Here is a 25,214-nt window from a genome sequence, read left to right on the forward strand (position 1 = left end):
GTCAATGACACAATTGTCAAATGCATTTGACTTTTGATGAAGTGACATCGTCGGCTTGGCTTGCGGCTCAACACTCTGGCTGTCAGAGCCGCGCGATCGGCACGACCAGCTGGCGGTGATCGCTCTGCAGATGTCCGATGCGGATGTTGTAGGTCGCGGCCATCCGGTCCGCAGTCAGCACCGCCGCCGGGCTGCCATCAGCAACGAGTTTTCCCGTGTCGAGCAACAGGAGACGGTCGCACCAGGCGCTGGCCAGCGTCAGGTCATGCAGCGAGACCACGACGCTGACACCGTCGGCGACCAGGTCACGGAAGCACTGCATGAGGGCGAGCTGATGCTCCGGATCGAGACCGTTGCAAGGCTCGTCGGCAAGGATCAGGCGCGGGTCCTGTGCAAGCAGCCGTGCAATCAGGACGCGCGCCTGTTCGCCGCCCGAAAGGCGGTCAAAGGGCCGGTCGGCGAAGGCCTGAACGTCCATCCGGCGCATGGCGTCTTCGACACTTCTGAGGTCCTCAAAAGACGGTGCCGGACGAATGAAGCCAAGCCCTCCGGCCTGATGCGGCATGCGGCCGAGCGCGACAACATCGCGGCAGCGCAGCGGCCAGACAACGCTGCGCTCTTGCGGCAGGAAGGCCAGTGTGCGCCCGCGTTCGGCGGAGGTCATCTGTGCCAATGGCCGCCCTTGCCACAGGATGTCGCTGCCGCGCGGGCCAAGCCCGGCCATAGCCTTGAGAAGGCTCGACTTGCCCGCACCATTCGGTCCGATGAGACCGACCAGTTCCGCGCGGGGCAGGGTAAAGCTGACGTTCTCGACGACTGTCTTGTCCCCGCGCTTCAAAGTCAGGTTCTGGACCAGGAGCCCGGGGAAGGCATGGCTGTTCATTCGGTATCCTTTCTGAGGCGGACCAGCAGCCAGAGGAAAAAGGGAGCTCCGAGCGTTGCCGTAATGACGCCGAGCTTCAGGTCCCTGTCCGGCAGGATCACCCGCGCCACGCAGTCTGCGGCCAGCAGGAAGGCCGCCCCGCCGAGGGCGCTTGCCCACAGCAACCCCCCCGGCCGGTGATCGACAAGCGGACGCAGCAGGTGCGGCACGATCAGGCCGACGAAGCCGATCGCACCGCTCACCGCTGTCGCGGCACCGACGCCGATGGCTGTCCCCAGGATCGCCCGGCGTCGCAGGCCGCCGAGACTGATGCCAAGGCTTGCCGCCACGTCGTCGCCAAGGGACAGCGCCTCCAGCCCGCGCTGGCAGGACAGAAGCAGCGCCACGCCAACGACAATGAAGGGCAGGGCCAGTCCGACATGCACCAGACTGCGGTCCGTCAGCGACCCCATCAGCCAGAACACGATCTCCATCGCGGCAAAGGGGTTGTCGGACAGGTTGAGCACCAGCGATGTGAGGGCACCGGCGAGTGACGAAATGGCGACACCGGCGAGGATCAGCACCAGCCGGTCGCCGGACCGGCCCGCCAGGACTTGCAGCAGCACGACGGCGGCCAGTGCCCCGGTGAGGGCGCTGAGCGGAAGGGCGAGGCCGAACAGCGCCGAGGCACCGCTGTAGATGGCGATGACCGCGCCGAGCGAGGCAGTCGCCGACACGCCGATGAGCCCCGGTTCGGCCAGCGGGTTGCGTAACAGACCCTGCAGCACCGCTCCGGCAAGCCCCAGGACCGCGCCGATGGCCGCCGCCAGAACGGCGCGCGGCAGGCGGATCTCGCGCAGGATGACGGCGTCGACCGTTTGCGTATCCGAACCGGCAGGCATCAGCAGCCCGAGCGGATTGAGCCAGACTTCTCCGAGAGCCAGCGAAAGGCCGAACAGGCCGAAACACAAAAGCGCCAGCAGCCAGGCCAGTTGCACCGGATGGCGTGAAAAATGATTGGTCATGGTCTGGCGCTGCTTTCCTCCGGCTTCATTTCGGTCCGCTCGACAGCCTGCCGCAGCCGGGTGACCGCCTCGGCGGTGAAGGGGGCACCGCAGATCGAGTAGCGCACGTCCGCCGCGATCCGCCGTTCGTCGGGGAAGCGCAGGTCGAGGGCGGGATGGCGCAGGATCTCGGCCGCCCGGGAGGGGTTGTTCACGAAGCGCGGCGAGATCATCACGTAGTCCGGATCCGCCAGAAGCAGCCGCTCCAGCGGCACGCGCCGTGATCCGCTGATGCCCATGTCTTCCCCAAGATGGCGCAGGCCCGCTGCGCGCACGATCTGGTTTTCCAGGGTTCCGGCGCCGGCGGTGTAGGTGTTGGTGGCGTAGGACCCGACAACGGGAGCCTCACCCGAAGTCCACTGCGCCGGCGTTTTTGCCAGTTCCGCCTCGAAGGCTGCGACCAGCGCTTCGCCCCTTTCCCTGTTGCCAAGCAGGTCCGCCATGCGGCGGATGTTGGCCTTGAGATCGTCGAAACTTGCCTCGGGCGTGAATTCCTCGACCCGGGTCCCCAGCCGCTTCAGGAGCTGCACGGTTGCCCGGGTCGTGTAGATGCCGGCCAGAACCAGATCCGGCTCAAGTCGGATGATCTCCTCCGCCAGCCCGTGGTTGATTGCCATTTCGGGCGTGACAAGGTCGCTGACCACTGCCATGTCTGCGCGCGCCGCCAGACGCGACACGGACACGAGCTGCCCGGGCCGCGCGATCAGCAATGCCAGCTGGTCGGTACACAGGTTCATCGAGACAACCCGCTGCCCCTCCTGACCCTGCGGGATCGGGCCAGGAGGGGCTTCGGCCATGGCCGCAGCTGAAGCGAAGGGCATCAGCAGCGCCAGGACCGCAACCGTCAGGCGGCCCGGACGGTTCATGACTGGCGGAACCCCTTGCCTTCTGCGTCGAGGGCCTCTTCCGGACGGCCCAGCCAGCGGGCCGACAGCGCACGCCAGGTTGCGAGACGCGAGAAGTCCGGGGTTTCCGACAGGCTGTCGTTGTCCTCGATGAAGGGATTGGGCAGGAACACCGAGATCATCGGTTCACCTGCGCCATTGACCATCTCGAAGCCCCAGCTCACCGGCTTGCCATCGCGTCCGAAGCTGCGGAAGAACGACGCTCGTGAAGGCTTGCGGTGCCGCCGCTTCTCCTCTGGCGTCGGAAACTTCGGCGAGCCCATGTTTTCGCCGATGCACAGGTGAAAATGCCCGCCATTGGCGAACATCACCGTCAGGTAGGCGTCGAACAGGCTGATCTTCACCGGAGCGCCGGGGCACTTCCATTCATAGGCCGCCCCTTCGATGATCGGGCCAAACCGGATGCCCTGCCAGTGTTCCTCGAAAATCTCGCGCAGCAGGGGTTCGAGAACCTCCTGCGTTGCCGGAATGTCCCAGATCTCGCGGCTGATCTTGCCTTCCGCGTCCCTGCGAACGTCTGTCGGTGCAGGGCCGGCAACAGGGAGCAAAAGGACGGCTGCCTGCGGGCTTGAGTCTGCAGTCATGGTCATGCGCGATCTCCTCAGAAGGTGCCCTTGATGCCGACGAAAGCGGTCGCGCCCTGGGTGTTGTAGCCGTAGACCTCCTCGTAGGTCTGGTCGAAGGCATTCTCGACCCGGCCGTAGAGCGTGAAGTTGTCATTGAGCTTGTAGTCGGCGCCGAGATTGACGAGCAGATAGTCGTCAAGTTTCACGCGGCTGCGGGGTGTGGCGTTCACCCACTCGCTGTCCATCTGTTGTCCGTTGTAGACAGCGTCGACGAAGGCAGAGGCGCGGCCGTCGAGGAATGTGTACTGCAGTCCCGCTGCCCCGCTGTGCATCGGCCTGCGGACTTCCTTCTGGCCGTTCGGCTCACGGGCATCGAGATAGGTGTAGGACGCGCGGGCGGTCAGGCCGTCGAGGATCTGAGCGGTGGCTGACACTTCGACGCCCTGGCGCTTGCTGGTGCCCTGCAGGTTGAACGGGCTCGAGGCGAAGCCTGGCAGGAAGCGCGTCTGGATCTCATCCTCAAGACGTTCGCGGAAGTAAGTCACGTCGACGGTCAGCCGCCCGTCGAGAAGCTTCTGCTCCACGCCAATGTCCCAGCCGAAGTTCTCTTCCGGTGTCAGGTTCGGATTGCCGACAAAGCGCGAGGGCTGGAAGCCGAACTGCTCGAAGAATGTCGGGTTGGTCACACCCGTGCCGATCGAGGCATGCACCCGTGTGCCGGTCTCCTGATGGAGGTAGGCGGCCGAGGCGTTGTAGGTGAGAGTGTCCTTGAATTGTTCGTTGCGGTCATAGCGCAACGCACCGGACAGGAAGATCCGCTCCAGAAGCTCCAGCCGGTACTCGCCGACATAGCCCGACAGGTCGCGCTGTTGCCGCCGGCCCTGATCGGGGCTGCCCGGATAGGCATTCCGGTAGGTCTCGCGCTCCCACTCGACGGCGCCGGTGAGGCTGTGGGCAGCCTGCAGGAAGCTCTCGGTCTGGAAGGCAAGCGTGCCCTGGTAGCTGAGGTGCAGGCGGTTGTCGTCGTTGCCGTTGCGGTTGTTCGAGTTGAAGCCGCGGCGATGAAGATCGGTGTACTCGACCCGCGCCCGCTGCACGAACAGATCCTCGAACAGGGACCATGTCAGCCCCGCGCCACCATAGACCTCGCGTGTCTTGTTGTGGCTAAAGGTATCGATCACCTGGCCCTGCGTCGGACGGTCGGGAAAGGCAAAGTCCTGGTCGTCGGTGTCTGACTTGCGGGTGACGAAGCGCAGGTTGGCGTCAAGCACCAGCGTTTCGGTCAGGTCGGCCCGCACCTTGCCGTTCAAGGTGACGTTGCGGTCGCCGTCCTTCTCCTTGCCATAGTCGGAGATGTTGAAGCCGTCGGTTCGCCGCAGCGTCGCCGAGAAGGCCCCGTCGATGCGGTCATTGCCGCCCTGGACCAGCAGGTCGGTCAAGACCGTCTTGTCGGTCCCGACCTCGCTGCGGGCCGTGATCCGTTGACCGTTCCGGATGCCGCCCTTGGTCACGATGTGAATCACGCCGGATGTGGCGTTCGAGCCATAAAGGGCGCCCTGCGGTCCACGCAGCACTTCGATCCGGTCGATGTCAGAGACCTGAAGGCCACCGAAGTCATATTCCCCCGACGACGACGAGGCCACCTCGACGCCGTCGATCAGGACCAGCACATGGTTGGATTCCGAACCACGCAAACGGATCTGCGTGAGGCCGCCGAAAGACCCCGTCCGCGAGACGGCAACGCCCGGCACCTGCCGCAGCGCATCGGCAACATAGCGGACCTGCGATTTTTCGAGGCTCGCGCCCGTGATCACGGTCGTGGCGCGTCCGACCTTCTCCGCTTCCAGAGGCGTCCGGCCGGCGCTGATGACGATGGCTTCAAGCTGTTCCGGCTCTGCGGCCGCAGACGTGACGGCGGTGAGGGACAGGGCAGGGATGAGCCCGCCGGCCAGAAGGCACGGCAAGGCAATGCCGGTGGTGAACCGGTTCTTCATGACAAACACCCGCGTTTGGCGGCGGGCAGTGCCCGCGCCAGCATAGGAAGACGCACCGCCTGGCAAACGGACGCGGGTAAGCGTCCGCCCAAAGGACGGCAAGGTTTGGGTGTCACCTCAACGGGAAACCGCGCCTCGACACACCCCGTATCGAAGGCCGGGTGACTGAGCGCGGCAGGTCTCCTGGCTCACGGGTCGCCGTGTGCGTCCGCCTTCCCGGGATCTGGCCTTGGGCCTCCCAGTGGCATGAGTAGACGCACACTCTCCGTTCACAGTTGCGGGGGCAGCCACGGTCTCGGTCCCTGATGGGTACGCCTCACCGTGTTCCCTTTTCATCCGTCCTTCGACGGAACCACGTTCGCGTCGCAACATGCCGGTCGCTCGCGCTGCCTGTCAAGGTTGCACATCCGCTCTTCCACCCAAAGCAGGACGGATCAGCTGACGCGCCGCGTCTTCCGGCGGGCGGCACAAGAAACCGCTGGTCATTTTCCCGGCCCGGGCCTAAGCCTCACGGCCATTGCAAATGCGTTGATTGGGGACTGGGTCATGTTGCGGCGGCTGAGTGTCATCGGGGGCTGGACGCTGGTCAGCCGCTTGTTCGGCTTCCTGCGCGATCTGGTCATGGCCAGCGTGCTTGGTGCCGGGCCGCTCGCCGATGCCTTCCTGATCGCCTTCCGCCTGCCCAACCATTTCCGCGCCATCGTCGCGGAAGGCGCCTTCAACGCCGCCTTCGTGCCCACCTATGCCGCGACGCTGGAGCGGGACGGGGAGGCGCGCGCGCGGGCCTTCCGCTCGCAGATGCTGTCCTGGCTGATGCTGGTGAACCTTGTCCTGCTGGCGCTGGCGCTCCTTGCCACCGGCTGGCTGGTGTTCCTGCTGGCGCCCGGCCTCGGCACGGGCGAGGAGGGCGTGCGGGCGCTTGCCATCGACCTCACCCGCATCACCTTCCCCTATCTCCTGTGCATGTCCGTCGTCACGCTGATGTCCGGCGTGCTCAATGCCGAGCGCAAGTTTGCCGCCGCTGCCGCCGCCCCGATCCTGCTGAACCTCGCCATGATCGCGGCCTTCTTCTCGGTGCAGTGGTTCCCCGATGCGGCCCATGCGGCCGCCTGGGGCACGCTGGCCGGCGGGGTCCTGCAGGTGATCCTGCTCACCGCGGCCGTCGCCCGCGCCGGCCTCGGCTTTTCCCTGCCGCTGCCGCGCCGCGACGGCGAGGTGGCGCTGTTCTTTAAACGGCTCGGACCCGCTTTGCTGACGGCCGGCGTGGTGCAGGTCGCCGTCTTTGCCGACACGATCCTCGCCAGCTTCCTGCCGACCGGTGCACTGGCGCATCTGGCCTATGCCGACCGGCTCTACCAGCTGCCGCTGGGCGTGATCGGCATCGCGCTCGGCACAGCTGTCCTGCCGGAAATCGGCCGCGACGCCGGCGTCGGTGCCGAGGACAAGGCACGCGGCGTGATGGATCGCGCGCTTCGCATCTGCCTGATGGTCGGCCTGCCCATCGGTCTTGCCATGGCCTTCCTTGGCGAAGACGCGATCCGGGTGCTGTTCCAGCGCGGCGCCTTCGACGCGGCAGCGACGGCCGGTTCGGCCGCCGTGCTGGCCGCCTATGCGGTCGCCCTGCCGGCGGCCCTTGCCATCCGCACGCTGGTCGCGGCCTTCAACGGGCGCGGCGACATGACCACCCCCTTGAAGGCGCTGGCCGGGGCCACCGTCGTCAACGTGGCGCTGAAGGCGCTGCTCAGCGCCGAGCATGGCGCGGCCGGCCTTGCCATGGGCACCTCCGCCGGTGTCTGGATCTACGCGGTCACGCTCTATGTGCTGTGCCGGACGCGGGGCTATGTCAGCCCCTTCGCGCTGGCCGACAAGGTGCTGGTTCCGGCGGCCGCCGTCACCATGGCCCTCGTGCTCTGGGGCATGCCGGATCTGCTCGCGCCCGTCGAGGACGTGCTGCTGCTCCTGCCGGCGCTTGCTGCCGGGCTCGTCTGGCTGGCGCTGGCCGCTGCCCTGTCCTTCGGGGCCTATGCGGTCGTGCTCGGCGGCGGGCTCCTCGTCGTCCGCCGCCTGGCCCGGTCGCGGCGTTAGGCGGCCGGGTGCCGCCGGCGGACGCTTGCCGGGCGGCCAGCAAGGCTGAGGCGGGCGTCGTTGCGGCTGCGTTCGGCCACCACCTTGCCCTTGGAGACCACGGCGAGCCGGTCGGGCCTGAGGCGCAGCGCTTCGGTCGGCGTGCCGGCGTCCAGCACCACCAGCGAGGCCATGCAGCCGGGCTTCAGGCCGTAGCCCTCAAGGTTCATGATCCTGGCGTTGTCTTCCGTCACCATGCGGAAACAGCGGGCCATTTCCTCAGGGTGCGTCATCTGCGCCACATGCAGGCCCATGAAGGCCACATCCAGCATGTCGGCGGTGCCGAGCGAGTACCAGGGGTCCAGCACGCAGTCCTGGCCCCAGCCGACCGTGATGCCAAGCGCCTGCATCTCCTTCACCCGCGTCAGGCCGCGCCGCTTCGGGAAGGTGTCGTGCCGGCCCTGCAGGGTGATGTTGATCAACGGGTTCGGGATCGCCGTCATGCCGCTTTCGGCGATCAGCGGCAGCAGCTTGGAGACGTAGTAATTGTCCATGGAATGCATGGACGTGAGGTGGCTGCCGGCGGCGCGTCCGCCAAGCCCGTGCCGGGTCACCTCGGCGGCCAGCGTCTCGACATGGCGGCTCATCGGATCGTCGGTCTCGTCGCAGTGGAGGTCCAGCATCAGCCCGCGCTCGGCGGCGATGCGGGCGAGATCCTTCACCGAGGCCGCGCCATCCTCCATCGTGCGCTCGAAATGCGGGATGCCGCCGACCACATCGACGCCCATGTCGAGCGCGCGAAGGACATTCTCCCGTCCCGTCTTGGTGCGGTAGAGCCCGTCCTGCGGGAAAGCGACCAGCTGCAGGTCGAGATAGGGCGCGACCTTGCGCTTCACCTCCAGCATCGCCTCGACGCCGCGCAGATGGTCCGGCGTGGTGTCGACATGGGTGCGGATGGCGAGCAGGCCCATCGACACGGCCCAGTCGCAATAGGTCAGCGCCCGGGCCACCATGTCCTCGACGCTGGCGATCTCGCGCAATTCCCCCCAGAGCGAAATGCCCTCCAGCAGCGTGCCGGAGGCATTCACGCGCGGCAGGCCGTAGGACAGCGTCGCGTCCATGTGGAAATGCGGGTCGACAAAGGGGGGCGACACGAGGTCGCCGCTGGCGTCGATGACCCGTCCGGCGCTGGCCTGCGCGGCTGCCTCGATCCGGCCGACCTCGGCGATGCGGTCGCCGCGGATGCCGATGTCGGCGACGGTGCCGTCGGGCAGCGTGCCGCCGGAGATGACGAGATCGAACATGTCAGCGTTCTCCCTTGTTGAAGGGCTGCATCAGCGCGGCCGGCACTTCGGCGCGGCGCGACATGATGACGAGGGCAAGGATGGAGAGGATGAAAGGCAGCATCAGGAACACCTGATACGGCACGATGGCGCCGATGCCGGTCTGCTGCAGGCGCACCTGCAGCGCGTCGAAGGCGGCAAACAGGATCGCCCCCAGCACCGCCTTGCCCGGACGCCAGGCGCCGAAGACCACGAGCGCGATGCAGATCCAGCCACGCCCGTTGACCATCTCGAAGAAGAAGGACGAGAAGGCGGAGAGGGTCAGGAACGATCCGCCCACCGCCATGAGGCCGGAGCCGACGATGACCGCGCCCATGCGCAGGCCGGTCACGGACAGGCCCTGCGCGGCGGCGGCGGCCGGGTTCTCGCCGACCGCGCGCAGCGCGAGGCCAAGCGGCGTGCGGTAGAGCACCAGCGCCACCACCAGCGCCAGGACGAAGGCGGCATAGGTCAGCGCCGTCTGGCTGAACAGAGCCTCGCCCAGGAGCGGAATGTCGGACAGGCCCGGGATCGGCAGCGGCTGGAACGGCTCGATCTTCGGCGGGCTGGTCACCTGCGGCAGCATCAGGCGGTAGGTGAAATAGCTGGTCGAGGTGGCCAGCAGCGTCACGCCAAGCCCCACCACATGCTGCGACAGGCCGAAGGGGACGGTCAGCGTCGCATGCAGCAGGCCGAAGGCCATGCCCGCCAGCATCGCCGCCATCACGCCCCACCACAGCGGCGCGCCCATGTAGACCGCCACCCAGCCGGTGAAGGCGCCGATGACCATGATGCCCTCGATGCCGAGATTGAGCACGCCGGCGCGCTCGCAGATCAGCTCGCCGAGCGTGGCAAAGATCAGCGGCGAGGCGATGCGGATCGTGGCGGCCCAGAACGAGGCCGTGAGGAGGATGTCGAAGATCTCGCTCATCCGCGTTTCACCCGGTAACGTGTGAGGAGGATCGCCAGCACCATGAACAGGAGGGCGATGGCGAGCAGCATGTCGGCGATGTAGGTCGGCACGTTCGCCGCCCGGCTCATGCTGTTGGCCCCGACGAAGATGCCGGCGACGAAGATGGCCGAGGGGATGACGCCGAGCGGGTTCAGCAGCGCCAGCATGGCGACGATGATGCCGGTGTAGCCGAAGCCCGGCGACAGATCGAGGCTGAGGTGGCCCTTGAGCCCCGCCACTTCGCTGTAGCCGGCCAGTGCCGCCAGCCCGCCGGAGAGGAGCGCGGTCTTGACGAGCACGCCGTTCACCGGAATGCCGGCGAATTTCGCAGCCTTCGCGTTGAGGCCAACGGCGCGGATCTCGTAGCCGAGCGTCGTGCGCGTCTGGATCACCCAGACGGCAATGGCCGACAGGATCGCCAGGGCAAAGCCCCAGTGCAGCCGGAGCCCGTCGACGATGCGCGGCAGCCTCGCCTCCTTCGCCAGCGCCGGCGACTTCGGCCAGCCCATCCCGGCCGGATCCTTCAGCGGCCCTTCCAGCAGGTAGGAGACGAACAGCATCATGATGAAGTTGAGGAGCAGTGTCGTCACCACCTCGTCGACGCCGAGCCGGGTCTTCAGGAGCACCGGCGGCATCAGGATCGCCGCGCCGGCAAACATGGCGGCCAGTCCGGTGACCACCAGCAGCGGCAACGGCGGCAGACCGGTGGCCCCGGTGCCGATCAGCACGGTGATGATGGCCCCGGCATAGAGCTGGGCTTCCGCGCCGATGTTCCAGAGCCTGGCGCGGAAGGCGACGGCGACTGCAAGACCGGTGAAGATCAGCGGCGTTGCCCGGTTCAGGGTTTCAAGCAGGGCAAACTTGCTGCCGACCGCACCGACCACGATCAGCCGCAGCGTGTCGAAGGGATCGGCCCCGGCCGTCAGCGCCAGCAGGGAGCCGCAGACCACGGTCATCGCCAGCGCCAGCACGGGCAGGCCGATGCGGCGGGCAAGGCCCGGGTTGGCAATCGGCTCAAGCCGCATGGTCAAATCCTTGTCCGGCCATCCACAGGCCGAGATCGGCCGGCCCCATGCTGCCGCGGGCAAAGCCGGGCGACAGGCGGCCTTCGTAGATGACATGCACCACGTCGGAGAGTTTCAGCACCTCGTCGAGATCCTCCGAGATGAGCAGGACGGCCGCACCGGCGTCGCGGGCGGCGATCAGGCGGGAATGGATGAAGGTGATCGCGCCGATGTCGAGGCCGCGCACCGGCTGGTTGGCGAGAATGACCTTCGGCCCCGGCTCCAGCACCCGGCCGAGGATCAGCTTCTGCATGTTGCCGCCTGACAGGAGCCGGATGCGCGCGTCCGGGCCGGGGCAGCGCACGTCATAGGTCTGGATGATGTCGCGGGCAAAGCCCTCGGCCGCGCCCCAGTTCATCCAGCCCTTGCGGCTGAACGGCGCCTCGCGGTAGCGCTCGAGGATGGCGTTCTCTGTCAGGCTGAAATCGGCGATGGTGCCGGTCTTGTGCCGGTCCTCCGGAATGCGGGCGATGCCGGCGAGGATGGCGTCATGCGCCGACCACGCGGCCACGGTCGCGCCCGCCAGCTCCAGCGTGCCGCTCTGGGGCCGGATCAGCCCGCCGATGAGGTCCGACAGGGCGGCCTGGCCGTTGCCGGAGACCCCGGCCAGTCCCGTGATCTCGCCTGCGCGGAGGGTCAGCGTCACGTCCTTCAGGCCGGGCGCGGCTTCCGCATCCGGGGTCGTGACCCGGCTCAGCAGCAGCAGCGGCGCGCCGGGCCTGGCCGTCGAGGGGCTCAGTTCCGGCACGGTGCCGCCGACCATCAGGGCCGCCAGTTCGGCGCCCGAGGTCTGGTGCGTGTCGCGTTCGGCGACCAGCTTGCCATGCCGGAGCACCAGGCAGCGGTCGGCCACCGCCATCACCTCATGCAGCTTGTGGCTGATGAAGACGATGGAGAGCCCGCGCGCCACGGCCTTCTTCAGGGTCTCGAACAGCGCGTCCGTCTCCTGCGGCGTCAGCACGGCGGTCGGCTCGTCGAGGATCAGGATGCGCGCGTCGCGGTAGAGCGCCTTGAGGATCTCCACCCGCTGCCGCTCGCCGACCGACAGCACGGACACCTTGGCATCCGGATGGACGGCAAGGCCGAAATCGGCGGAAAGCTTCGCAATCTTGTCCCGGGCCGCGCCGAGCCCAAGGCCCAGCTGCCACAAGGGCTGCGTGCCGAGCAGGATGTTCTCGGTCACGGTGAGGTGGTCGGCGAGGGTGAAGTGCTGGTGCACCATGCCGACGCCAGCCGCAAGCGCCGCACGCGGCTGGCCGGGTGGCAGCAGCTTGCCGAACACCTCCACCTGTCCCGCATCGGCCGTGTAATGGCCGAAGAGGATGTTCATCAGCGTCGTCTTGCCCGCGCCGTTCTCGCCGAGCAGCGCGATGATCTCGCCGCGGGCAAGCGTCAGGCTGATGGCGTCATTGGCGACGAGCGGGCCAAAGCGTTTGGTGATGCCGTCGAGGCGCAGGACGATGTCCCGCGCCTCCTGGGTCGTGCCGCTCACGAGGACTTCGGCTCGGTGTCGTTGATCTCGACGGTGAAGGTGCCGGCCTTGATCGCCGCCTCCCGCGTCCTGACGAGGTCCATGGCTGCGGCCGGAACCTTGCCCTCGAAGGTGCCGAGCGGCGCCAGCGAGCAGCCGCCTTCCTTCATGAAGGAATAGACGCCGTAATTGTCGGCCTTGAAGCTGCCGGCGTTGATGTTGGCGATCGCCTTCTGCAGCGTCGGCTCGAAGTGCCACAGGGCCGAGGCCACCACCGTGTCCGGATAGTCCTTCTGCGTGTCGATGACGTTGCCGATGGCCAGCACGCCGCGTTCCTTGGCCGCATCCGACACGCCGAAGCGCTCGGCATAGAGCATGTCCGCGCCGCCATCGATCATGGCGAAGGCGGTTTCCTTGGCCTTCGGGGGATCGAACCAGGAGCCGATGAAGCTGACCTGGAAGGTCGCGTCCTTGCGGGTTTCCTTCACGCCGGCCATGAAGGCATGCATCAGGCGGTTCACTTCCGGGATCGGGAAGCCGCCGACCATGCCGATCTTGCCGGACTTGGTCATGGCGCCAGCGATGATGCCGGAGAGATACGACGCGTCCTGGATGTAGTTGTCGAAGACCGCGAGGTTCGGCAGGGCAGCGTCCGGCATGAAGGACGAGCCCATCAGGAAGGCGACTTCCGGATATTCGGCCGCCACTTCGCGGGCTTCCTGCTCGACGCCGAAAATCTCGCCGACGATCAGCTTCACGCCGCTTTCGGCGTATTCCCGCATGACGCGCGGATAGTCGGTGTTGGCGGTGTTTTCGGTGAAGGTGTAGTCGATCTGCCCGGCGGCCTTGGCAGCTTCCGCCGCGATGTGGATGCGGCTGACCCACTGCTGTTCCACCGGCACGGTGTAGATGCCGGCGGCCTTGATCGGGCTCTGGCCGAAGGCCATGCGCGGCAGCAGCGCGCTGCCGGCCAAGGTTGCGCCGGCGCCCAGAAGCAGGCTGCGGCGGCTGACATCAAGACTGGATTTCTGCGTCATCTCTGTCCCCTTACTGTTGGCTCCCAAGCTTTTTGACCAGATGGTAGAACTTTCCCGCAAATGCGGGCAAGGCCATTATCCGGGCATGCCGCTTTTGGCATCATCCGTCGTTCCTCGCGCATCCGTCGCGGAGCGCGGCGAGGCGACCGTGATGCGGACCGGGCGTGGGGGCGGGGAGGGGCCATCGGGCGTCGGGCGGGTTCTTGCGGCGGAACCACCGCCGCGCCTCTGTCTCATGAAAGCCCGGCTAAGCCCATACCCCAATTCGGTTTTTGACAGGTTTTGCAGCGGCTGCGCAAAATCACGCAGGCCCCATTTTCCCTCTTGAAGCTCTAGTGACTAGAGATGTTACGCCATCGTCAGGACGCATGATCGCCGCTGGGCGAGGAGACTGACATGACGAAGGCAACTGACCCGGTCCTGTGCGAATGGACCGTCACCGGCATGGACTGCGGGTCCTGCGCCGGCAAGGTGAAGGGGGCGGTCGAGCGGCTGCCCGGGGTGAGCGGGGTGGACGTCACGCTGATCACCGAACGGCTGCGGCTGACCCTGGACGCCACCGTGACCCCGCGCGAGCGGGTCGAGGCTGCGGTGACGGCCCTGGGCTACGGCATCACGGCGCGCCCCGCGGCCGCCTCGACGCCGGCACCTGCGGCCCTGGCGGAGCCCTGCGGCTGCGGCCATGGCGCGCACCGGCAGGACGACCATCCGCACGATCACGGGCACGATCACGGGCACGATCACGGGCACGATCACGGGCACGACCATGGGCATCACCATGCGCACGACCACGGTTCCCGCCACACGCATGACCAGGGGCCCGGACCGGACGCGGCCATGACGGGGACCGCGCCTGTCGTCACAGACGCACGCCGCCGCTGGCACCGCACAGCAAAGGGCAAGCTCGTGGTCCTGACCGGCGCATTGCTCGGCCTGGCCTGGGGCGCGCATCTGGTGCTGTCGCCCGGTCTGGCTGCCTGGGGCTTCGTTGCCGCCTGCATCATCGGCGTTCTGCCGGTTGCCCGGAGAGCCTTTGCCGCGCTTTCGGCCGGCATGCCCTTCACCATCGAGATGCTGATGACCATCGCCGCAGCCGGTGCGCTGCTGATCGGCGCGGCGGAAGAGGCGGCGCTCGTGGTCTTCCTCTTTGCTGTCGGCGAGGTGCTGGAAGGCGTTGCTGCCGACCGGGCCCGCGAGGGCATCCGGGCGCTGGCGCGTCTCGTCCCGAAAACCGCCCTGCTGGAAACGCCCACGGGCACCCGCGAGGTGGCAGCCGACAGCCTTGCGCCCGGCCAGATCGTGCTGGTCCGCCCCGGCGACCGCGTTCCCGCCGATGGCGTCATCCGCTCCGGCCTCTCCGGTGTCGATGAAAGTCCGGTGACCGGCGAGAGCGTGCCGCGCACGAAGGGCGCGGGCGACGAGGTCTTTGCCGGCTCGATCAACACCGAGGCCCTGCTCAAGGTCGAGGTCACCCGCGCGGCCGCCGACAACACCATCGCCCGCATCATCAAGCTGGTCGAGGAGGCGGAAAGCGCCCGCGCGCCGACCGAACGCTTCATCGACCGCTTCAGCCGCTACTACATGCCCTTCATCGTCGGCCTTGCCGCGCTGGTCGCCATTGTGCCGCCGCTGGGCACTGGCGCGGACTGGGACACCTGGATCTATCGCGCCCTGTCGCTGCTCCTCATCGGCTGCCCCTGTGCGCTGGTTATTTCCGTGCCTGCCTCCATCGCCTCGGCCCTGTCGGCCGGCGCAAGGCGCGGGTTGCTGATGAAGGGGGGAGCGGTGATCGAGGCGCTCGCCCGCGTGCGCACCGTCACCTTCGACAAGACAGGCACCCTCACGGAAGGCCGGCCGCAGGTGGTCGATCTTGTGCCCGTGGCCGGGGCCGATGATGCCGCGTTGCTGCAGGCGGCCGCAGCCGTGGAGGCCGGGTCGTCCCATCCGCTGGCAAAGGCCATCGTCGCCCGGGCCCAAGCCCTATCCCTCGCCATTCCGGCCGCCGAAGGTGGCCGCGCCATGGCCGGCAAGGGTGTCGAGGCGACCGTTGAAGGCCGGCACGTCCAGGTGGTTTCGCCCCGTCATGCGGCGGAGCTGAAGGTCCTGTCCGGTCCGGCCGAGGCAGTGGCAACCCGGCTCGAAGGCGACGGCAAGACGGTCGTCTGTGTCCTGCGGGATGGTCAGCTTCTTGGCCTCGTCGCGCTGCGCGACGAACCGCGCGAGGATGCGCGCAGCGGCATCCGCCAGCTGGACGGGCTCGGTGTCGCGGCCGTCATGCTCACCGGCGACAACGCCCGCACGGCTGCTGCCATCGCAGGTGGTCTCGGGCTCGCGGTCCGGGCCGAGCTGATGCCGGAAGACAAGGTGCGCGCGATCCGGGAGCTGGCCTCTGACGGCGGCGTGATGATGGTCGGTGATGGTATCAACGATGCGCCCGCGCTGGCGCAGGCGTCGGTCGGCGTTGCCATGGGCTCGGGCACCGATGTGGCACTGGAAACCGCCGACGCCGCCATCCTGCGGGACCGGGTCGGCGACGTGGCCGGCCTCCTGCGCCTTGCGCGCAAGGCCATGGGCAACATCCACCAGAACATCGCCATCGCGCTTGGACTGAAGGCGGTGTTCCTGGTGACGAGCGTGCTCGGGGTGACGGGGCTGTGGCTGGCGATTCTCGCCGACACCGGCGCCACCGTCCTCGTCACGCTCAATGCGCTGCGCCTGCTGGCCTATGACCCGGGCAAGGAGGGGTGATCGCGTGAGGCCGTCGTGCCGGCCTCAGCCCACCCCTCAACCCCACTGCGGCCTGGCCGGCAGCCAGAACACCTCGGAATCCGATTCTTCCGTCGCCAGCCACAGGAACGGCAGCTCCGGGAAATCCGCATCGAGGATCTCGTGGTCCTCGCCGATCTCGCAGAGGATGCCGCCGCCTTCGTTCATGTGGTCGCGGTAGCGGGCCAGGATCTCGCGCACCAGATCCAGCCCGTCATGGCCGCCATGCAGCGCCAGTTCCGGCTCGTGCCGGAACTCGTCCGGCAGCACGTCCATCACGTCCGGATGGACATAGGGCGGGTTGGTGATGATCAGGTCGTAGGTGCGGCCCTTCACCGGCTCGAACAGGTTGCCCTGCAACAGCTCGATGCGGTCTTCCAGCCCGTGCTCGGCGACATTCTCCGCCGCAAGGCTCAAGGCTTCCGGCGACAGGTCGACCGCATCCACCCTGGCATTGGGGAAGGCATAGGCGGCGAAGATCGCCAGCGAGCCGCCGCCGGTGCACAGGTCCAGAACGGACGTGACCTCTTCGGGATCGCCGATCAGGCTGACCGCCGGGTCGGAGCCGTCAAAGAAGGGCGAACGCAGCAGTTCGGCGATGTAGGAGCGCGGCACCAGCGCCCGCGCATCCGACCTGAACGGCACGCCGAGCAGGTAGCTGCGGCCGGTGATGTAGGCTGCCGGCAACCGCTTCTCGATGCGCAGCGCCAGCCGCTCGCCGAGCAACGCCTTCTCATGCGCGCTGAGCCGGGCGTCGGCCCAGGTGTTGAAGTCGTCGATGGGCAGGCGCAGCGTCTCCAGGATGATGAACACCGCCTCGTCCAGGGCGGTCGACGAGCCATGGCCGAAGTAGAGGTCGGCGCTCTCGAAGGCGCTGACGGCCAGCCGCAGCACGTCCTTGAGGGTCTCCATCTCCGCCACGTCGCGGCGCAGGTCGATGGCAAGGCCAGGGATCGGTGTGGGGGCGGCGGTCGGCATCTCGGTCATCCTTTCAGTGCCCGGATGCGCCTTGAGACAGCCACCCGGACCCGGCGCGAGTTGTTGTGCAAGTCGCGGGAGAATGCAAGGGCGAGGGCAGATCTGACGCATCAATGCCACAGCCCGGCGGCTCGCCGCAGCGCCTTCTCCCCGGATGAAGCCGCTCGACTGTTCCAAAGCTCCAGCCCTTCCCGGCGTCATCCCGGCCCAGCGAAGCGCCGAGCCGGGACCGGAGAGTCGAGGTCTCAAAAATGTCTGCGTTCTCGACGCGGCCGGGCCGTGGCTCACCGGTCCCGGGTCTTCGCTGCGCTGCACCCGGGATGACGGACAATGCAGGATCGCGCTTCCCCGGCCCCCCGATCGGCGGGCCTCATCCGCACACAGCAGTCTGCGCGTCCCACGCCCTCAGGCGTTGCCCGGACCCCAGGCGCGGACGTCGCCATAGGCTTCCGGGTAGCTGGCGAGGTCGTGGTGCACCAGACCGCGCACGCCGACGAGGCGGTGCGAGAAGCTGCCGTCGGCCTCGAAGGCATGTTCGACATAGCCGACCGCCTTGACGCCATAGCCGGGCTGCCAGGGATCGGAAATCATGAAGGAGGTGGCCGGAGCCCAGATATGCCGCGTGCCGGCGACCAGCGTGTCGCGGTACTGGTGCACGTGGCCGCAGGCAATCAGGGCCGGGGTCACGCTGCCGAGTGCAGCCAGCAGCTTCTGGCGCGGTCCCTTCGTGGTGAAACGGTTGCTGGCGAGGTCTTCCTCGTAGGTCTCGTCCATCAGCGGCTTGTGCAGGAAGATCGCCAGCGACCGGCCGCCGAGATCCGCCACCGCATCGCGCACCAGCATTTCCTGGTCGGCCGCACCGGCCAGATCCAGCCCGAGCGTCAGGGCATTGAGGCCAAGGAGGCGCCAGCCCGGAACATCGAGGCTCCAGCAGTCGGGACCGAACACCGAGCGGTAGCGCTCGAGGCGTGCGGCGTTGACCGGCTGGCGGCGGGCCACATCGAGGTGATCGCCCACGTCATGATTGCCGGGCAGGGCATGCCACTCCAGCCCGAGGCTGTCATGGGCGGCGCGAGCCTCGACGAGATCTGCCTCGTGATCGGCGCCATCCAGCGCCAGATCGCCGGTGTTGAGGACGAGGTCAGGCCGGCTGTCGCGCAGGCTTTCCGCGATCTTGTCGAAATTCTCCCGGAAGAACGGCTTTTCCGGCGACAGATGCGTGTCGGAAATCTGGGCGATGCGAATGGTCATGGGATCCTCTTGTGGGTCTTTTTTCTGCAGTTGGAGGTGAAGGGGACAGGGGACAAGGGGGGCAGTTGAACGCGCGCCTGCCGATGAGGCGCGAAGGCTGCGCGACGGGACCGCCGCGCAGCCTGCTGACCTGATTACTTGCGCGGGATCAGCTTGGCGACTTCCGTCGCCATGTCGGCGAGCACGACTTCCGGCGTTGCCTTCTGCTCGACGATGCGGGCGAGGTTGTCGACCATCACCTGGGTCACGCGCACCGAGTTCTGGCCCGGGAAGGCGTACCACGGCTGCATCAGGTGAACCTGCTTGGTCGCGGCCTGGAACAGCGGGTTCTGGGCATAGAACTCACCCAGATACTTGCTGTCGTCGATGGCGATCTGGTTGCACGGCACGTAGCCGGTGTTCTTGACCATCAGGGTCGTGCCCTCGGCCGAGGTGGCGAACTTGATGAACTTGAACGCGGCTTCCTGCTTGGCGGCATCCTTGGTGGTGATCATGGCACCGGCGCCGCCGGTCGGCAGGCGACCCTTGACCGGGTCGATGACCGGCAGGGTGGTGGTGCGCATCTCGAAGTTGGTGCCGACCGAGTTGGCGATCGAGCGGACCTGGGCGGTGGTGCGGAACATCATGCCGAGCTGGCCGGCGGCAAAGGCCTGCAGGTCAGCGGTGCCGGCGTAGTTCGGCATGCCGCCTTCCTTGACGAAGCGGTCCAGCAGCGTCAGGGCGGCGAGGCCTTCCGGACCGTTGAAGGCGACTTCGGTCTCGGCCTCGTTCAGCATGCGGCCGCCATGGCCGTAGAGCAGGGCGGAGAACATCCAGTCATCGCCCGGCCAGCGGAAGAACATGCCGTCGACGCCATTGCCGAGGGCGCGGATCTTCTGCGCGTGCTCGATCACGCCGTCCCAGGTCGTCGGGAAGGCGTCCGGGTTGAGGCCGGCCTTTTTGAACAGGTCGACGTTGTAATAGCTGATCGGGTTCGAGGTGGCGAAGGGCAGGCCGGCCTGCATGCCGCCGTGGAAGCCGAGGCCGAGGATCGGCTTGGAATAGCCGAATTCGGCCGGGTCACCCATCTGGGCCAGCAGCGGGGCGAGGTCGACGGCAATGCCGCGCTCGGCGAACATGCGCAGGCGGTTCAGGCCCTGGAAGGACACGTCCGGCATGTTGCCGGTGGTGGCGTTGCGCAGCAGCAGCTGGGCGCCGTCCTCATAGGTCGGCGTCGGGTTGACGTAGGTGACCTTCACCTCCGGATGCTTGGCCGAGAAGGCGGCGAGCACGGCTTCCTGGGCCGGCTGGAAGATCGCCGGCATCGAATAATGCGCGGAGATTTCCGTGACATTGGCGCGGGCGATGGCCGGCATGAAGAGGCCTGCGGACGCACCGCCCAGGAGGGCGAGCGTGTGACGGCGCGTGATGTTCATCTCGATGCTCATGGTTCACGTCCTTGGGAAAAGGACCGGCCTAGCCTTTGAGACCGGTCATGGTGATGCCCTCGATGAAGCGTCGCTGGGCAAACAGGAAGGCGATGACGAGCGGGGCGGTGACGAGCAGGGCGGCGGCCATCAGCGCGCCGTAGTCCTCGCCGGCCTCGACACTGCGGAAGGCGAGAATGCCCATGGCCGGGGTGTAGAGGTCGCCCTTCTGCACCACCACCAGCGGCCAGAACAGGTCGTTCCAGTGCGCCACCACGGAGAAGATCGCGAAGGCTGTGGCAGCCGGCCAGGCGTTGGGCAGGATCACGCGCCAGACGATGGAGAACTCGCCCATGCCGTCGATCCGCGCCGCGTTGATCAGGTCATCGGGCAGCGCGCGGAAGAACTGGCGGAACAGGAAGATCGCAAACACCGAACAGACGAACGGGGCGATCAGCGCGGTGTAGGTGTCGAGCAGGCCCGTGGTGGCAAAGCCGATGTAGAGCGGCAGCGCCGTCGTCTGGTAGGGCACCAGCAGGCCCAGCATGACGAAGCCGAAGACGATGTCGCGGCCGGGGAAGTTCAGCTTGGCCAGCGCATAGGCGGCCGGCACGGCAAACAGGATCTGGAACACCAGGATGCCGAAGCAGACGATCAGGCCGTTGAGGATGTAGGTGCCGACCGGCACCCGCTCCAGCACCTTGCCGTAATTCTCGATCAGGGCCAGCTCGTTCGGGATGAGATCCAGCGACGCGGCAAAGACCTCGCTCTGCGGCTTCATCGACACCGAGATCATCCAGAGATAGGGCGCCAGCGCGATGAAGGCTGCCAGCCCCAGCAGTGCCAGGCGCGGCAGGTCGGCGGTCAGGGACCGCGTTGCGTTCGGTTCAGCCATAATGCACCCGCCGGTCGATGAGCCGCGTCTGGACCAGCATCAGCGCCAGCACGATGGCGAGGAACACCAGCGTCACGGCGGCCGAGTAGCCGAAGCGGAAATAGTGGAAGGCTTCCTGATAGATCGTGCGCAGCAGCACCTCGGACGCGTTGTTCGGTCCGCCCTGCGTCAGGGTCTGCACCGTGTCGAACACGCGGATCGCCCGGGTCATGGTGATGATGAGCACGAAGAGAAGCGTCGGCCCCAGCATCGGCCAGGTCACCAGCCAGAATTTCGACCAGCCGCTGCGCACACCGTCGATTTCGGCGGCGGCATAAAGATCGCGCGGGATCGCGGTCAGTCCGGCGAGGAACAGCACCAGGTTGAAGCCGACGTTTTCCCAGACGCCGATGAAGCCCAGCGACACGAGCACCCATTCGGAGGCACCCAGCCAGTTGGGCGTGCCGAGGCCGAGATCGCGCAGCACCGCGTTCAGCGGTCCGATTGAGGGATGCAGCAGATACTGCCAGGCCGTGGCCATGGCCACCGTCAGCGACACGACCGGCAGGAAGAACACGGCCCGGAAGAAAGCCCGCCCGCGCGCGCCGGCCTCGATCAGCACGGCCAGCAGCAGCGCGATGCCGATCGACAGCGGCACCACGAACAGCGAATAGACGAGCGTGTTGCGGATCGAGGCGCCGAAGGTCCGGTCGCCCAGCATCTCGGCAAAGTTGTCGAGGCCGATGAAGCGGAAGCCAGGGGCACCGAATTCATAGTCGGTGAAGGCCAGCGCCAGAACGGCAACGAGCGGCAAGAGGATCATCAGCACATAGGTGACGATGGCCGGCAGCATCAGCATCCAGGCGACGAGGATGGTGCCGAAGCCGCGCGTCTGCCGCGCGGCGACACCCTCGCGCGGCACGGCCGGACCGGAGGTCAGCGCAAGGTCAGCCATTCACCGCCTCCCGGTTCACCGGCGTGGTGGCCACGTCGTCCGAGGGCGCGCAGGCGAGGCGCTCGTTGCTGGTCGCAAACAGCATCGCCCGGTCCGGGCGCAGTGCCAGCCTAACCGGCTGGCCGAGGCCGAGATGCGCCCGGTCCGACGGGGCGACGCGGGCGATCACCAGCTCGCCGCCGCCAAGCCTTGCATGCAGCAGGACGCTTTCGCCCAGGAATTCAACGTGTTCGACGGTTCCGGCAAGTCCCTCGGACCCCAGTGTCAGGTCTTCCGGGCGGATGGTGAGGACAACGGGCCCGCGCGCCGGCGACACCAGCCCGACCGGCTGGCCCTGTACCTCAACGACGCCGGATGCGGTCACGTCAGCTGAAATCTGGTTGATCGCCGGCGAACCGATGAAACGCGCAACGCGCAGATCAACCGGATTTGCGTAAATCTCTTCCGGGGTCGCCACCTGCAGCAGCTCGCCTTGCATCATCACCGCAATGCGGTCCGACATGGTCATGGCTTCGGACTGGTCATGGGTGACATAGACCGTCGAAGCGCCGACACGGCGATGCAGCGCGACGATCTCGGTCCTTGTGGTCACGCGCAGCGCCGCGTCCAGGTTCGACAGCGGCTCGTCCATCAGGAAGGCGCTGGGCTTGCGCACGATGGCGCGGCCGAGGGCGACGCGCTGGCGCTGGCCGCCGGAGAGCTGCGCCGGCTTGCGGTCCATCAGCCCGTCGATGGCCAGCAGCTCCGCCGCGCGGGTGACGTCCGTCTGGATGTCTGCCCGCTTGGTCTTGGCCGAGGGCAGGATGTAGCCGGCAAAGGGCAGGCGCTCAGCTGTCGTCAGACGGCGCATCACCAGTGGCACGGCCATGTTCTGGCGCACGGTCAGGTGCGGATAGAGCGCGTAATTCTGGAACACCATCGCCACGTCGCGGTCGGCGGCGCGCAGACGGGTCACCTGCCGCGCGCTGATCGACACCTCGCCGGATGTGACCGTCTCCAGCCCGGCAATGATCCGCATCAAGGTGGTCTTGCCGCAGCCCGACGGGCCGACCAGCGACACGAATTCTCCCTCCGCGACGCTCAGCGACACCCCGCGCAGGACCTTCGTGTCCCCGAAGGACTTCGTAACATTCTCGACAACGATCCCGGCCATGGCCCCGCTTCCCCGCGTTCAGACGCGGGGCCTTCATACGGAGCTTCAATGACGGGCGTGCATCGCGATTGTTGCGAAACGATGAAGGCCGGCGGCCCTGCAAACCTGCGGTTGCTCGCCGGTTCGAGGATTCAGGCCGGTTCGGTCAGGGCTCCAGGCCGGCGCAGCGGGCGGTGTTGCGGATATGGGTTTCCATTTCCCGGCGAGCTGCGGTTGCATCGCCAGCCCGAAGGGCCGCGATGATGCGCCTGTGCTCGGCAATGGATTCGCGCATGCGCTCCGGGTCGGTGATCGGGATCGGCTGGCGCTGGGTTTCGGTGATCTGCTGGCGCACATTCTGGTAAAGCGCCCGCAGCATCGTGTTGCTGCAGGCCGAGACGATGATGCCGTGGAAGGCGAGATCCGCCTCCACGTTGGCCAGAAGATCCTGGCGCGCCCAGCAGTCCTCCATCTGGCGCGTCGCCTCTTCCATCTGCTCCAGCTGCGTCTGGGCCACACGCCCTGCAGCCAGCGCCGCGATCTGGCCTTCCAGCATCAGCCGCGTCTGGAACACGTCGAACACCGAATAGCTGTCGGCGTAGCGCCAGGGGGCCATCGCGCCGCCGGCGCCGGCTCCGGCGCCCGTGACGAAGGTGCCGCGGCCGGGTTCCGTCTTGATCAGCCCGAGGGTTTCCAGCGTCAGGAGGGCTTCGCGCAGGGAGGCACGGCTGACCCGGAACTTCTGGGAGAATGCGCGTTGCGACGGGATCTTCTCGCCCGGCTTCAGCACGCCGGTCTGGATCATCGTCTGGATCTCGCGTGCCACCGACTGCGGCAGCAGGGTCTTGGTGAGCATTCCGGCCTGTCCTCCCTGCATCGACCCCGCGCAGGACACGCCGGCCGCCGATGCCTTTCCGTTATTTGCACGATCTGTCTTGCGAAGGCAAAGCGTCCGTGTTTCTCTGGACTAACTGGTCTGACCAGTTCTTGACCGGGTTTCGTCCTCGTTCGGACCAGAGGCAGGCAGAGCACGGTCCAGCGTCCGAACACCCGAGACTGCCCCCCTGGAGGAACCGGAATGCCCTCTTCGCTTGCCCTGGACGTGGATCATGTCCGCAGCCAGTTCCCCGGCCTGTCGCGTGGCTGGACCTTCTTCGACAATGCCGGCGGCTCGCAGATCTGCGCCCCGGCGCTGGCGCGGATCAACACCTTCCTGACCGAGAAGAACGTCCAGATCGGCGGCACCTACGAGGTTTCGCTCGCCGCGGCTGCCGCCATGCTGGAAGCCCGCACCGCAGCGATGCATCTGGTCAACGCCCGCCGGCCGGAAGAGATCGTCTTTGGTGCCTCCACCACGCAATTGCTGCAGAATCTTGCAAAGGCGATGCAGGGCCAGCTCCAGCCCGGCGACGAGATCATCGTCACCGTCAGCGACCACGAATCCAACATCGGTCCCTGGGACCGGCTGCAGGCTGCCGGGGTCGTCGTGCGGTTCTGGCCGCTCAACAAGGACACGTTCACGCTGGACCTTGCCGATCTCGCGCCCCTGATGAGCGCGCGCACGAAGATGGTCTGCGTCACCCACGTGTCCAACATCCTCGGCCACATCAATCCGGTACGCGAGATCGCCGATTTCGTCCACGCGCGCGGCGCGCTGCTCTGCGTCGATGCGGTTGCCTATGCGCCGCACCGGCTGGTCGACGTGCAGGCTTGCGATGCCGACTACTATGTCTTCAGCCTCTACAAGACCTACGGCCCGCATTACGCCATGATGTATGGCCGCTATGAACTGCTGGAAGGGCTCGACACGCTCTATCACTACTTCTACGCCAGGGACAAAGTGCCGGCGAAGCTGGAGCCGGGCAACGCCTGCTACGAACTCGCCTATTCGGTCTGCGGCATTGTCGATTACCTCAGCGAGGTCGGCCGCCGCGCCGGGGCAAGCGGCGACACGCGCAGCCTGATCACGGCCGCCTTTGCCGCCATCACGGCCCAGGAGAATGCGCTCACCGACCGGCTGCTTGCCTGGCTCGGGGCGCGCAACGACTGCCGCATCATCGGCAAGCGCTCCAATGCCGACGGCACCCGCATCCCGACCATTGCCTTCCGCTTCGACGGCCGCGATTCCGGCGAGGTCTGCCGCGCCATGGACCACGAGAAGATCGCCATCCGCCACGGCGACTTCCACTCCCGCCGCCTTGCCGAATATCTTGGCGAGACCGGGGAGGGCGGCATGGTCCGTGTCTCCATGGTCCATTACAACAGGCTCGAGGAGGTCGATCACCTGACCGCCGCCTTCGAGCGCATCCTCGGCGCCGCCACCGCCTCCACGGCGGCCTGACGGTCGCGTCATATCCCCGACGGCCCGGATTCCGTCGCCTCGGCCGGGCCCCGCCCCCTCTCCCCGATTGAGGGGGGACTGGGGGGAGCAAGCTTCGCCCTCCGGCAGCCCCTTCCACACCGCATGGGGCTTGGCTAACATCCGGCCCGACCTGATTTGGCGTACGGGCAGGTGGCTGGAGGCTGCCGCTGCGCGTGAGGGACAGAAGGG

General features: G+C 67.2%; 20 protein-coding genes and 1 riboswitch. Of the genes, 3 read left to right on the forward strand and 17 right to left on the reverse strand.

All coding sequences use genetic code 11. From position 1 onward, the window contains the following. Nucleotides 1-82: 82 nt before the first annotated feature. Genes GWI72_RS00510 through GWI72_RS00530 form a run of 5 tightly spaced genes read right to left on the reverse strand, consistent with a single transcriptional unit; the run spans nucleotide 83 to nucleotide 5,391 of the window. Nucleotides 83-883 (reverse strand): ABC transporter ATP-binding protein, encoded by an 801-nt coding sequence (locus tag GWI72_RS00510; protein ID WP_161707453.1) that lies wholly within the window; start codon nucleotides 881-883, stop codon nucleotides 83-85. Further along, nucleotides 880-1,887 (reverse strand): FecCD family ABC transporter permease, encoded by a 1,008-nt coding sequence (locus GWI72_RS00515; RefSeq protein ID WP_161707455.1) that lies wholly within the window; start codon nucleotides 1,885-1,887, stop codon nucleotides 880-882. The genes GWI72_RS00510 and GWI72_RS00515 overlap by 4 nt, the downstream gene beginning before the upstream one ends. Continuing rightward, the gene (locus GWI72_RS00520) at nucleotides 1,884-2,792 is read right to left on the reverse strand and encodes an ABC transporter substrate-binding protein (RefSeq protein WP_161707457.1); all 909 of its coding nucleotides are present in this window, start codon (nucleotides 2,790-2,792) and stop codon (nucleotides 1,884-1,886) included. The genes GWI72_RS00515 and GWI72_RS00520 overlap by 4 nt, the downstream gene beginning before the upstream one ends. Continuing rightward, complete coding sequence (locus tag GWI72_RS00525; protein ID WP_244314181.1) at nucleotides 2,789-3,421, reverse strand: DUF7676 family protein; 633 nt, start codon at nucleotides 3,419-3,421, stop codon at nucleotides 2,789-2,791. The genes GWI72_RS00520 and GWI72_RS00525 overlap by 4 nt, the downstream gene beginning before the upstream one ends. Before the next feature lie 11 nt (nucleotides 3,422-3,432). Next, the gene (locus tag GWI72_RS00530) at nucleotides 3,433-5,391 is read right to left on the reverse strand and encodes a TonB-dependent receptor plug domain-containing protein (protein WP_161707459.1); all 1,959 of its coding nucleotides are present in this window, start codon (nucleotides 5,389-5,391) and stop codon (nucleotides 3,433-3,435) included. Nucleotides 5,392-5,547: 156 nt separating this feature from the next. Beyond that, a riboswitch (cobalamin riboswitch) is annotated at nucleotides 5,548-5,763 on the reverse strand. 174 nt (nucleotides 5,764-5,937) lie between these two features. On the opposite strand from GWI72_RS00530, the gene murJ reads away from it, so the two are divergent. Next, complete coding sequence (gene murJ / locus GWI72_RS00535; RefSeq protein WP_161707460.1) at nucleotides 5,938-7,476, forward strand: murein biosynthesis integral membrane protein MurJ; 1,539 nt, start codon at nucleotides 5,938-5,940, stop codon at nucleotides 7,474-7,476. Here murJ and GWI72_RS00540 read toward each other — a convergent pair. From GWI72_RS00540 to GWI72_RS00560, 5 genes are read right to left on the reverse strand one after another with little or no spacing between them, the layout of a single operon-like run. Then, nucleotides 7,473-8,759 (reverse strand): amidohydrolase family protein, encoded by a 1,287-nt coding sequence (locus GWI72_RS00540; RefSeq protein ID WP_161707463.1) that lies wholly within the window; start codon nucleotides 8,757-8,759, stop codon nucleotides 7,473-7,475. The two genes, murJ and GWI72_RS00540, sit on opposite strands and share 4 nt — an antisense overlap. 1 nt (nucleotide 8,760) lies before the next feature. Further along, nucleotides 8,761-9,708, reverse strand: a complete 948-nt coding sequence (locus GWI72_RS00545) for an ABC transporter permease (protein ID WP_161707465.1) — start codon at nucleotides 9,706-9,708, stop codon at nucleotides 8,761-8,763. Beyond that, nucleotides 9,705-10,754 (reverse strand): ABC transporter permease, encoded by a 1,050-nt coding sequence (locus GWI72_RS00550; RefSeq protein ID WP_161707467.1) that lies wholly within the window; start codon nucleotides 10,752-10,754, stop codon nucleotides 9,705-9,707. The genes GWI72_RS00545 and GWI72_RS00550 overlap by 4 nt, the downstream gene beginning before the upstream one ends. Next, nucleotides 10,744-12,285, reverse strand: a complete 1,542-nt coding sequence (locus GWI72_RS00555; RefSeq protein WP_161707469.1) for an ATP-binding cassette domain-containing protein — start codon at nucleotides 12,283-12,285, stop codon at nucleotides 10,744-10,746. The genes GWI72_RS00550 and GWI72_RS00555 overlap by 11 nt, the downstream gene beginning before the upstream one ends. Next, nucleotides 12,282-13,301 carry a BMP family protein gene (locus GWI72_RS00560; protein ID WP_161674903.1) on the reverse strand — a complete coding sequence of 340 codons (1,020 nt, stop codon included), beginning with the start codon at nucleotides 13,299-13,301 and terminating at the stop codon, nucleotides 12,282-12,284. Before GWI72_RS00560 ends, GWI72_RS00555 begins: the two co-directional genes overlap by 4 nt. 396 nt (nucleotides 13,302-13,697) lie before the next feature. On the opposite strand from GWI72_RS00560, the gene GWI72_RS00565 reads away from it, so the two are divergent. Next, nucleotides 13,698-16,049, forward strand: a complete 2,352-nt coding sequence (locus GWI72_RS00565; RefSeq protein WP_161707471.1) for a heavy metal translocating P-type ATPase — start codon at nucleotides 13,698-13,700, stop codon at nucleotides 16,047-16,049. 36 nt (nucleotides 16,050-16,085) lie between these two features. Here the strand turns inward: GWI72_RS00565 and prmB are convergent, their stop codons facing one another. The 7 genes from prmB to GWI72_RS00600 form a co-directional block, all read right to left on the reverse strand. Next, nucleotides 16,086-17,045 (reverse strand): 50S ribosomal protein L3 N(5)-glutamine methyltransferase, encoded by a 960-nt coding sequence (gene prmB / locus GWI72_RS00570; RefSeq protein ID WP_161707473.1) that lies wholly within the window; start codon nucleotides 17,043-17,045, stop codon nucleotides 16,086-16,088. A 405-nt stretch (nucleotides 17,046-17,450) separates the two neighbouring features. Continuing rightward, the gene (locus GWI72_RS00575) at nucleotides 17,451-18,296 is read right to left on the reverse strand and encodes a metallophosphoesterase family protein (RefSeq protein ID WP_161707475.1); all 846 of its coding nucleotides are present in this window, start codon (nucleotides 18,294-18,296) and stop codon (nucleotides 17,451-17,453) included. Nucleotides 18,297-18,430: 134 nt separating this feature from the next. After that, nucleotides 18,431-19,711: an ABC transporter substrate-binding protein gene (locus GWI72_RS00580; RefSeq protein ID WP_161676079.1), complete on the reverse strand. Its 1,281-nt coding sequence runs from the start codon at nucleotides 19,709-19,711 to the stop codon at nucleotides 18,431-18,433. Between the two features lie 40 nt (nucleotides 19,712-19,751). After that, nucleotides 19,752-20,597 (reverse strand): carbohydrate ABC transporter permease, encoded by an 846-nt coding sequence (locus GWI72_RS00585; RefSeq protein WP_106754341.1) that lies wholly within the window; start codon nucleotides 20,595-20,597, stop codon nucleotides 19,752-19,754. Continuing rightward, the gene (locus GWI72_RS00590) at nucleotides 20,590-21,531 is read right to left on the reverse strand and encodes a carbohydrate ABC transporter permease (protein ID WP_161707477.1); all 942 of its coding nucleotides are present in this window, start codon (nucleotides 21,529-21,531) and stop codon (nucleotides 20,590-20,592) included. The genes GWI72_RS00585 and GWI72_RS00590 overlap by 8 nt, the downstream gene beginning before the upstream one ends. Continuing rightward, nucleotides 21,524-22,684: an ABC transporter ATP-binding protein gene (locus GWI72_RS00595; RefSeq protein ID WP_161707479.1), complete on the reverse strand. Its 1,161-nt coding sequence runs from the start codon at nucleotides 22,682-22,684 to the stop codon at nucleotides 21,524-21,526. Before GWI72_RS00595 ends, GWI72_RS00590 begins: the two co-directional genes overlap by 8 nt. Before the next feature lie 145 nt (nucleotides 22,685-22,829). Next, complete coding sequence (locus tag GWI72_RS00600; protein ID WP_161707481.1) at nucleotides 22,830-23,519, reverse strand: FadR/GntR family transcriptional regulator; 690 nt, start codon at nucleotides 23,517-23,519, stop codon at nucleotides 22,830-22,832. A gap of 222 nt (nucleotides 23,520-23,741) precedes the next feature. Between GWI72_RS00600 and GWI72_RS00605 the strand changes: the two genes are divergently transcribed. After that, nucleotides 23,742-25,004 carry a cysteine desulfurase-like protein gene (locus tag GWI72_RS00605; protein WP_161707483.1) on the forward strand — a complete coding sequence of 421 codons (1,263 nt, stop codon included), beginning with the start codon at nucleotides 23,742-23,744 and terminating at the stop codon, nucleotides 25,002-25,004. Nucleotides 25,005-25,214 lie beyond the last annotated feature (210 nt).

Origin of the sequence: Pannonibacter sp. XCT-53 (assembly GCF_009915765.1) — a bacterium.
Lineage (GTDB): Bacteria > Pseudomonadota > Alphaproteobacteria > Rhizobiales > Stappiaceae > Pannonibacter > Pannonibacter tanglangensis.

Excerpts from the sequence above, each read along its gene's own strand:
- GWI72_RS00565 (WP_161707471.1), top strand. The coding sequence starts at position 13,698 with ATGACGAAGGCAACTGACCCGGTCCTGTGCGAATGGACCGTCACCGGC.
- GWI72_RS00585 (WP_106754341.1), bottom strand. The coding sequence starts at position 20,597 with ATGGCTGAACCGAACGCAACGCGGTCCCTGACCGCCGACCTGCCGCGC.
- GWI72_RS00605 (WP_161707483.1), top strand. The coding sequence starts at position 23,742 with ATGCCCTCTTCGCTTGCCCTGGACGTGGATCATGTCCGCAGCCAGTTC.
- murJ (WP_161707460.1), top strand. The coding sequence starts at position 5,938 with ATGTTGCGGCGGCTGAGTGTCATCGGGGGCTGGACGCTGGTCAGCCGC.
- GWI72_RS00515 (WP_161707455.1), bottom strand. The coding sequence starts at position 1,887 with ATGACCAATCATTTTTCACGCCATCCGGTGCAACTGGCCTGGCTGCTG.
- GWI72_RS00580 (WP_161676079.1), bottom strand. The coding sequence starts at position 19,711 with ATGAACATCACGCGCCGTCACACGCTCGCCCTCCTGGGCGGTGCGTCC.
- GWI72_RS00530 (WP_161707459.1), bottom strand. The coding sequence starts at position 5,391 with ATGAAGAACCGGTTCACCACCGGCATTGCCTTGCCGTGCCTTCTGGCC.
- prmB (WP_161707473.1), bottom strand. The coding sequence starts at position 17,045 with ATGCCGACCGCCGCCCCCACACCGATCCCTGGCCTTGCCATCGACCTG.
- GWI72_RS00595 (WP_161707479.1), bottom strand. The coding sequence starts at position 22,684 with ATGGCCGGGATCGTTGTCGAGAATGTTACGAAGTCCTTCGGGGACACG.
- GWI72_RS00600 (WP_161707481.1), bottom strand. The coding sequence starts at position 23,519 with ATGCTCACCAAGACCCTGCTGCCGCAGTCGGTGGCACGCGAGATCCAG.
- GWI72_RS00510 (WP_161707453.1), bottom strand. The coding sequence starts at position 883 with ATGAACAGCCATGCCTTCCCCGGGCTCCTGGTCCAGAACCTGACTTTG.
- GWI72_RS00525 (WP_244314181.1), bottom strand. The coding sequence starts at position 3,421 with ATGACCATGACTGCAGACTCAAGCCCGCAGGCAGCCGTCCTTTTGCTC.
- GWI72_RS00560 (WP_161674903.1), bottom strand. The coding sequence starts at position 13,301 with ATGACGCAGAAATCCAGTCTTGATGTCAGCCGCCGCAGCCTGCTTCTG.
- GWI72_RS00540 (WP_161707463.1), bottom strand. The coding sequence starts at position 8,759 with ATGTTCGATCTCGTCATCTCCGGCGGCACGCTGCCCGACGGCACCGTC.
- GWI72_RS00550 (WP_161707467.1), bottom strand. The coding sequence starts at position 10,754 with ATGCGGCTTGAGCCGATTGCCAACCCGGGCCTTGCCCGCCGCATCGGC.
- GWI72_RS00545 (WP_161707465.1), bottom strand. The coding sequence starts at position 9,708 with ATGAGCGAGATCTTCGACATCCTCCTCACGGCCTCGTTCTGGGCCGCC.
- GWI72_RS00575 (WP_161707475.1), bottom strand. The coding sequence starts at position 18,296 with ATGACCATTCGCATCGCCCAGATTTCCGACACGCATCTGTCGCCGGAA.
- GWI72_RS00520 (WP_161707457.1), bottom strand. The coding sequence starts at position 2,792 with ATGAACCGTCCGGGCCGCCTGACGGTTGCGGTCCTGGCGCTGCTGATG.
- GWI72_RS00590 (WP_161707477.1), bottom strand. The coding sequence starts at position 21,531 with ATGGCTGACCTTGCGCTGACCTCCGGTCCGGCCGTGCCGCGCGAGGGT.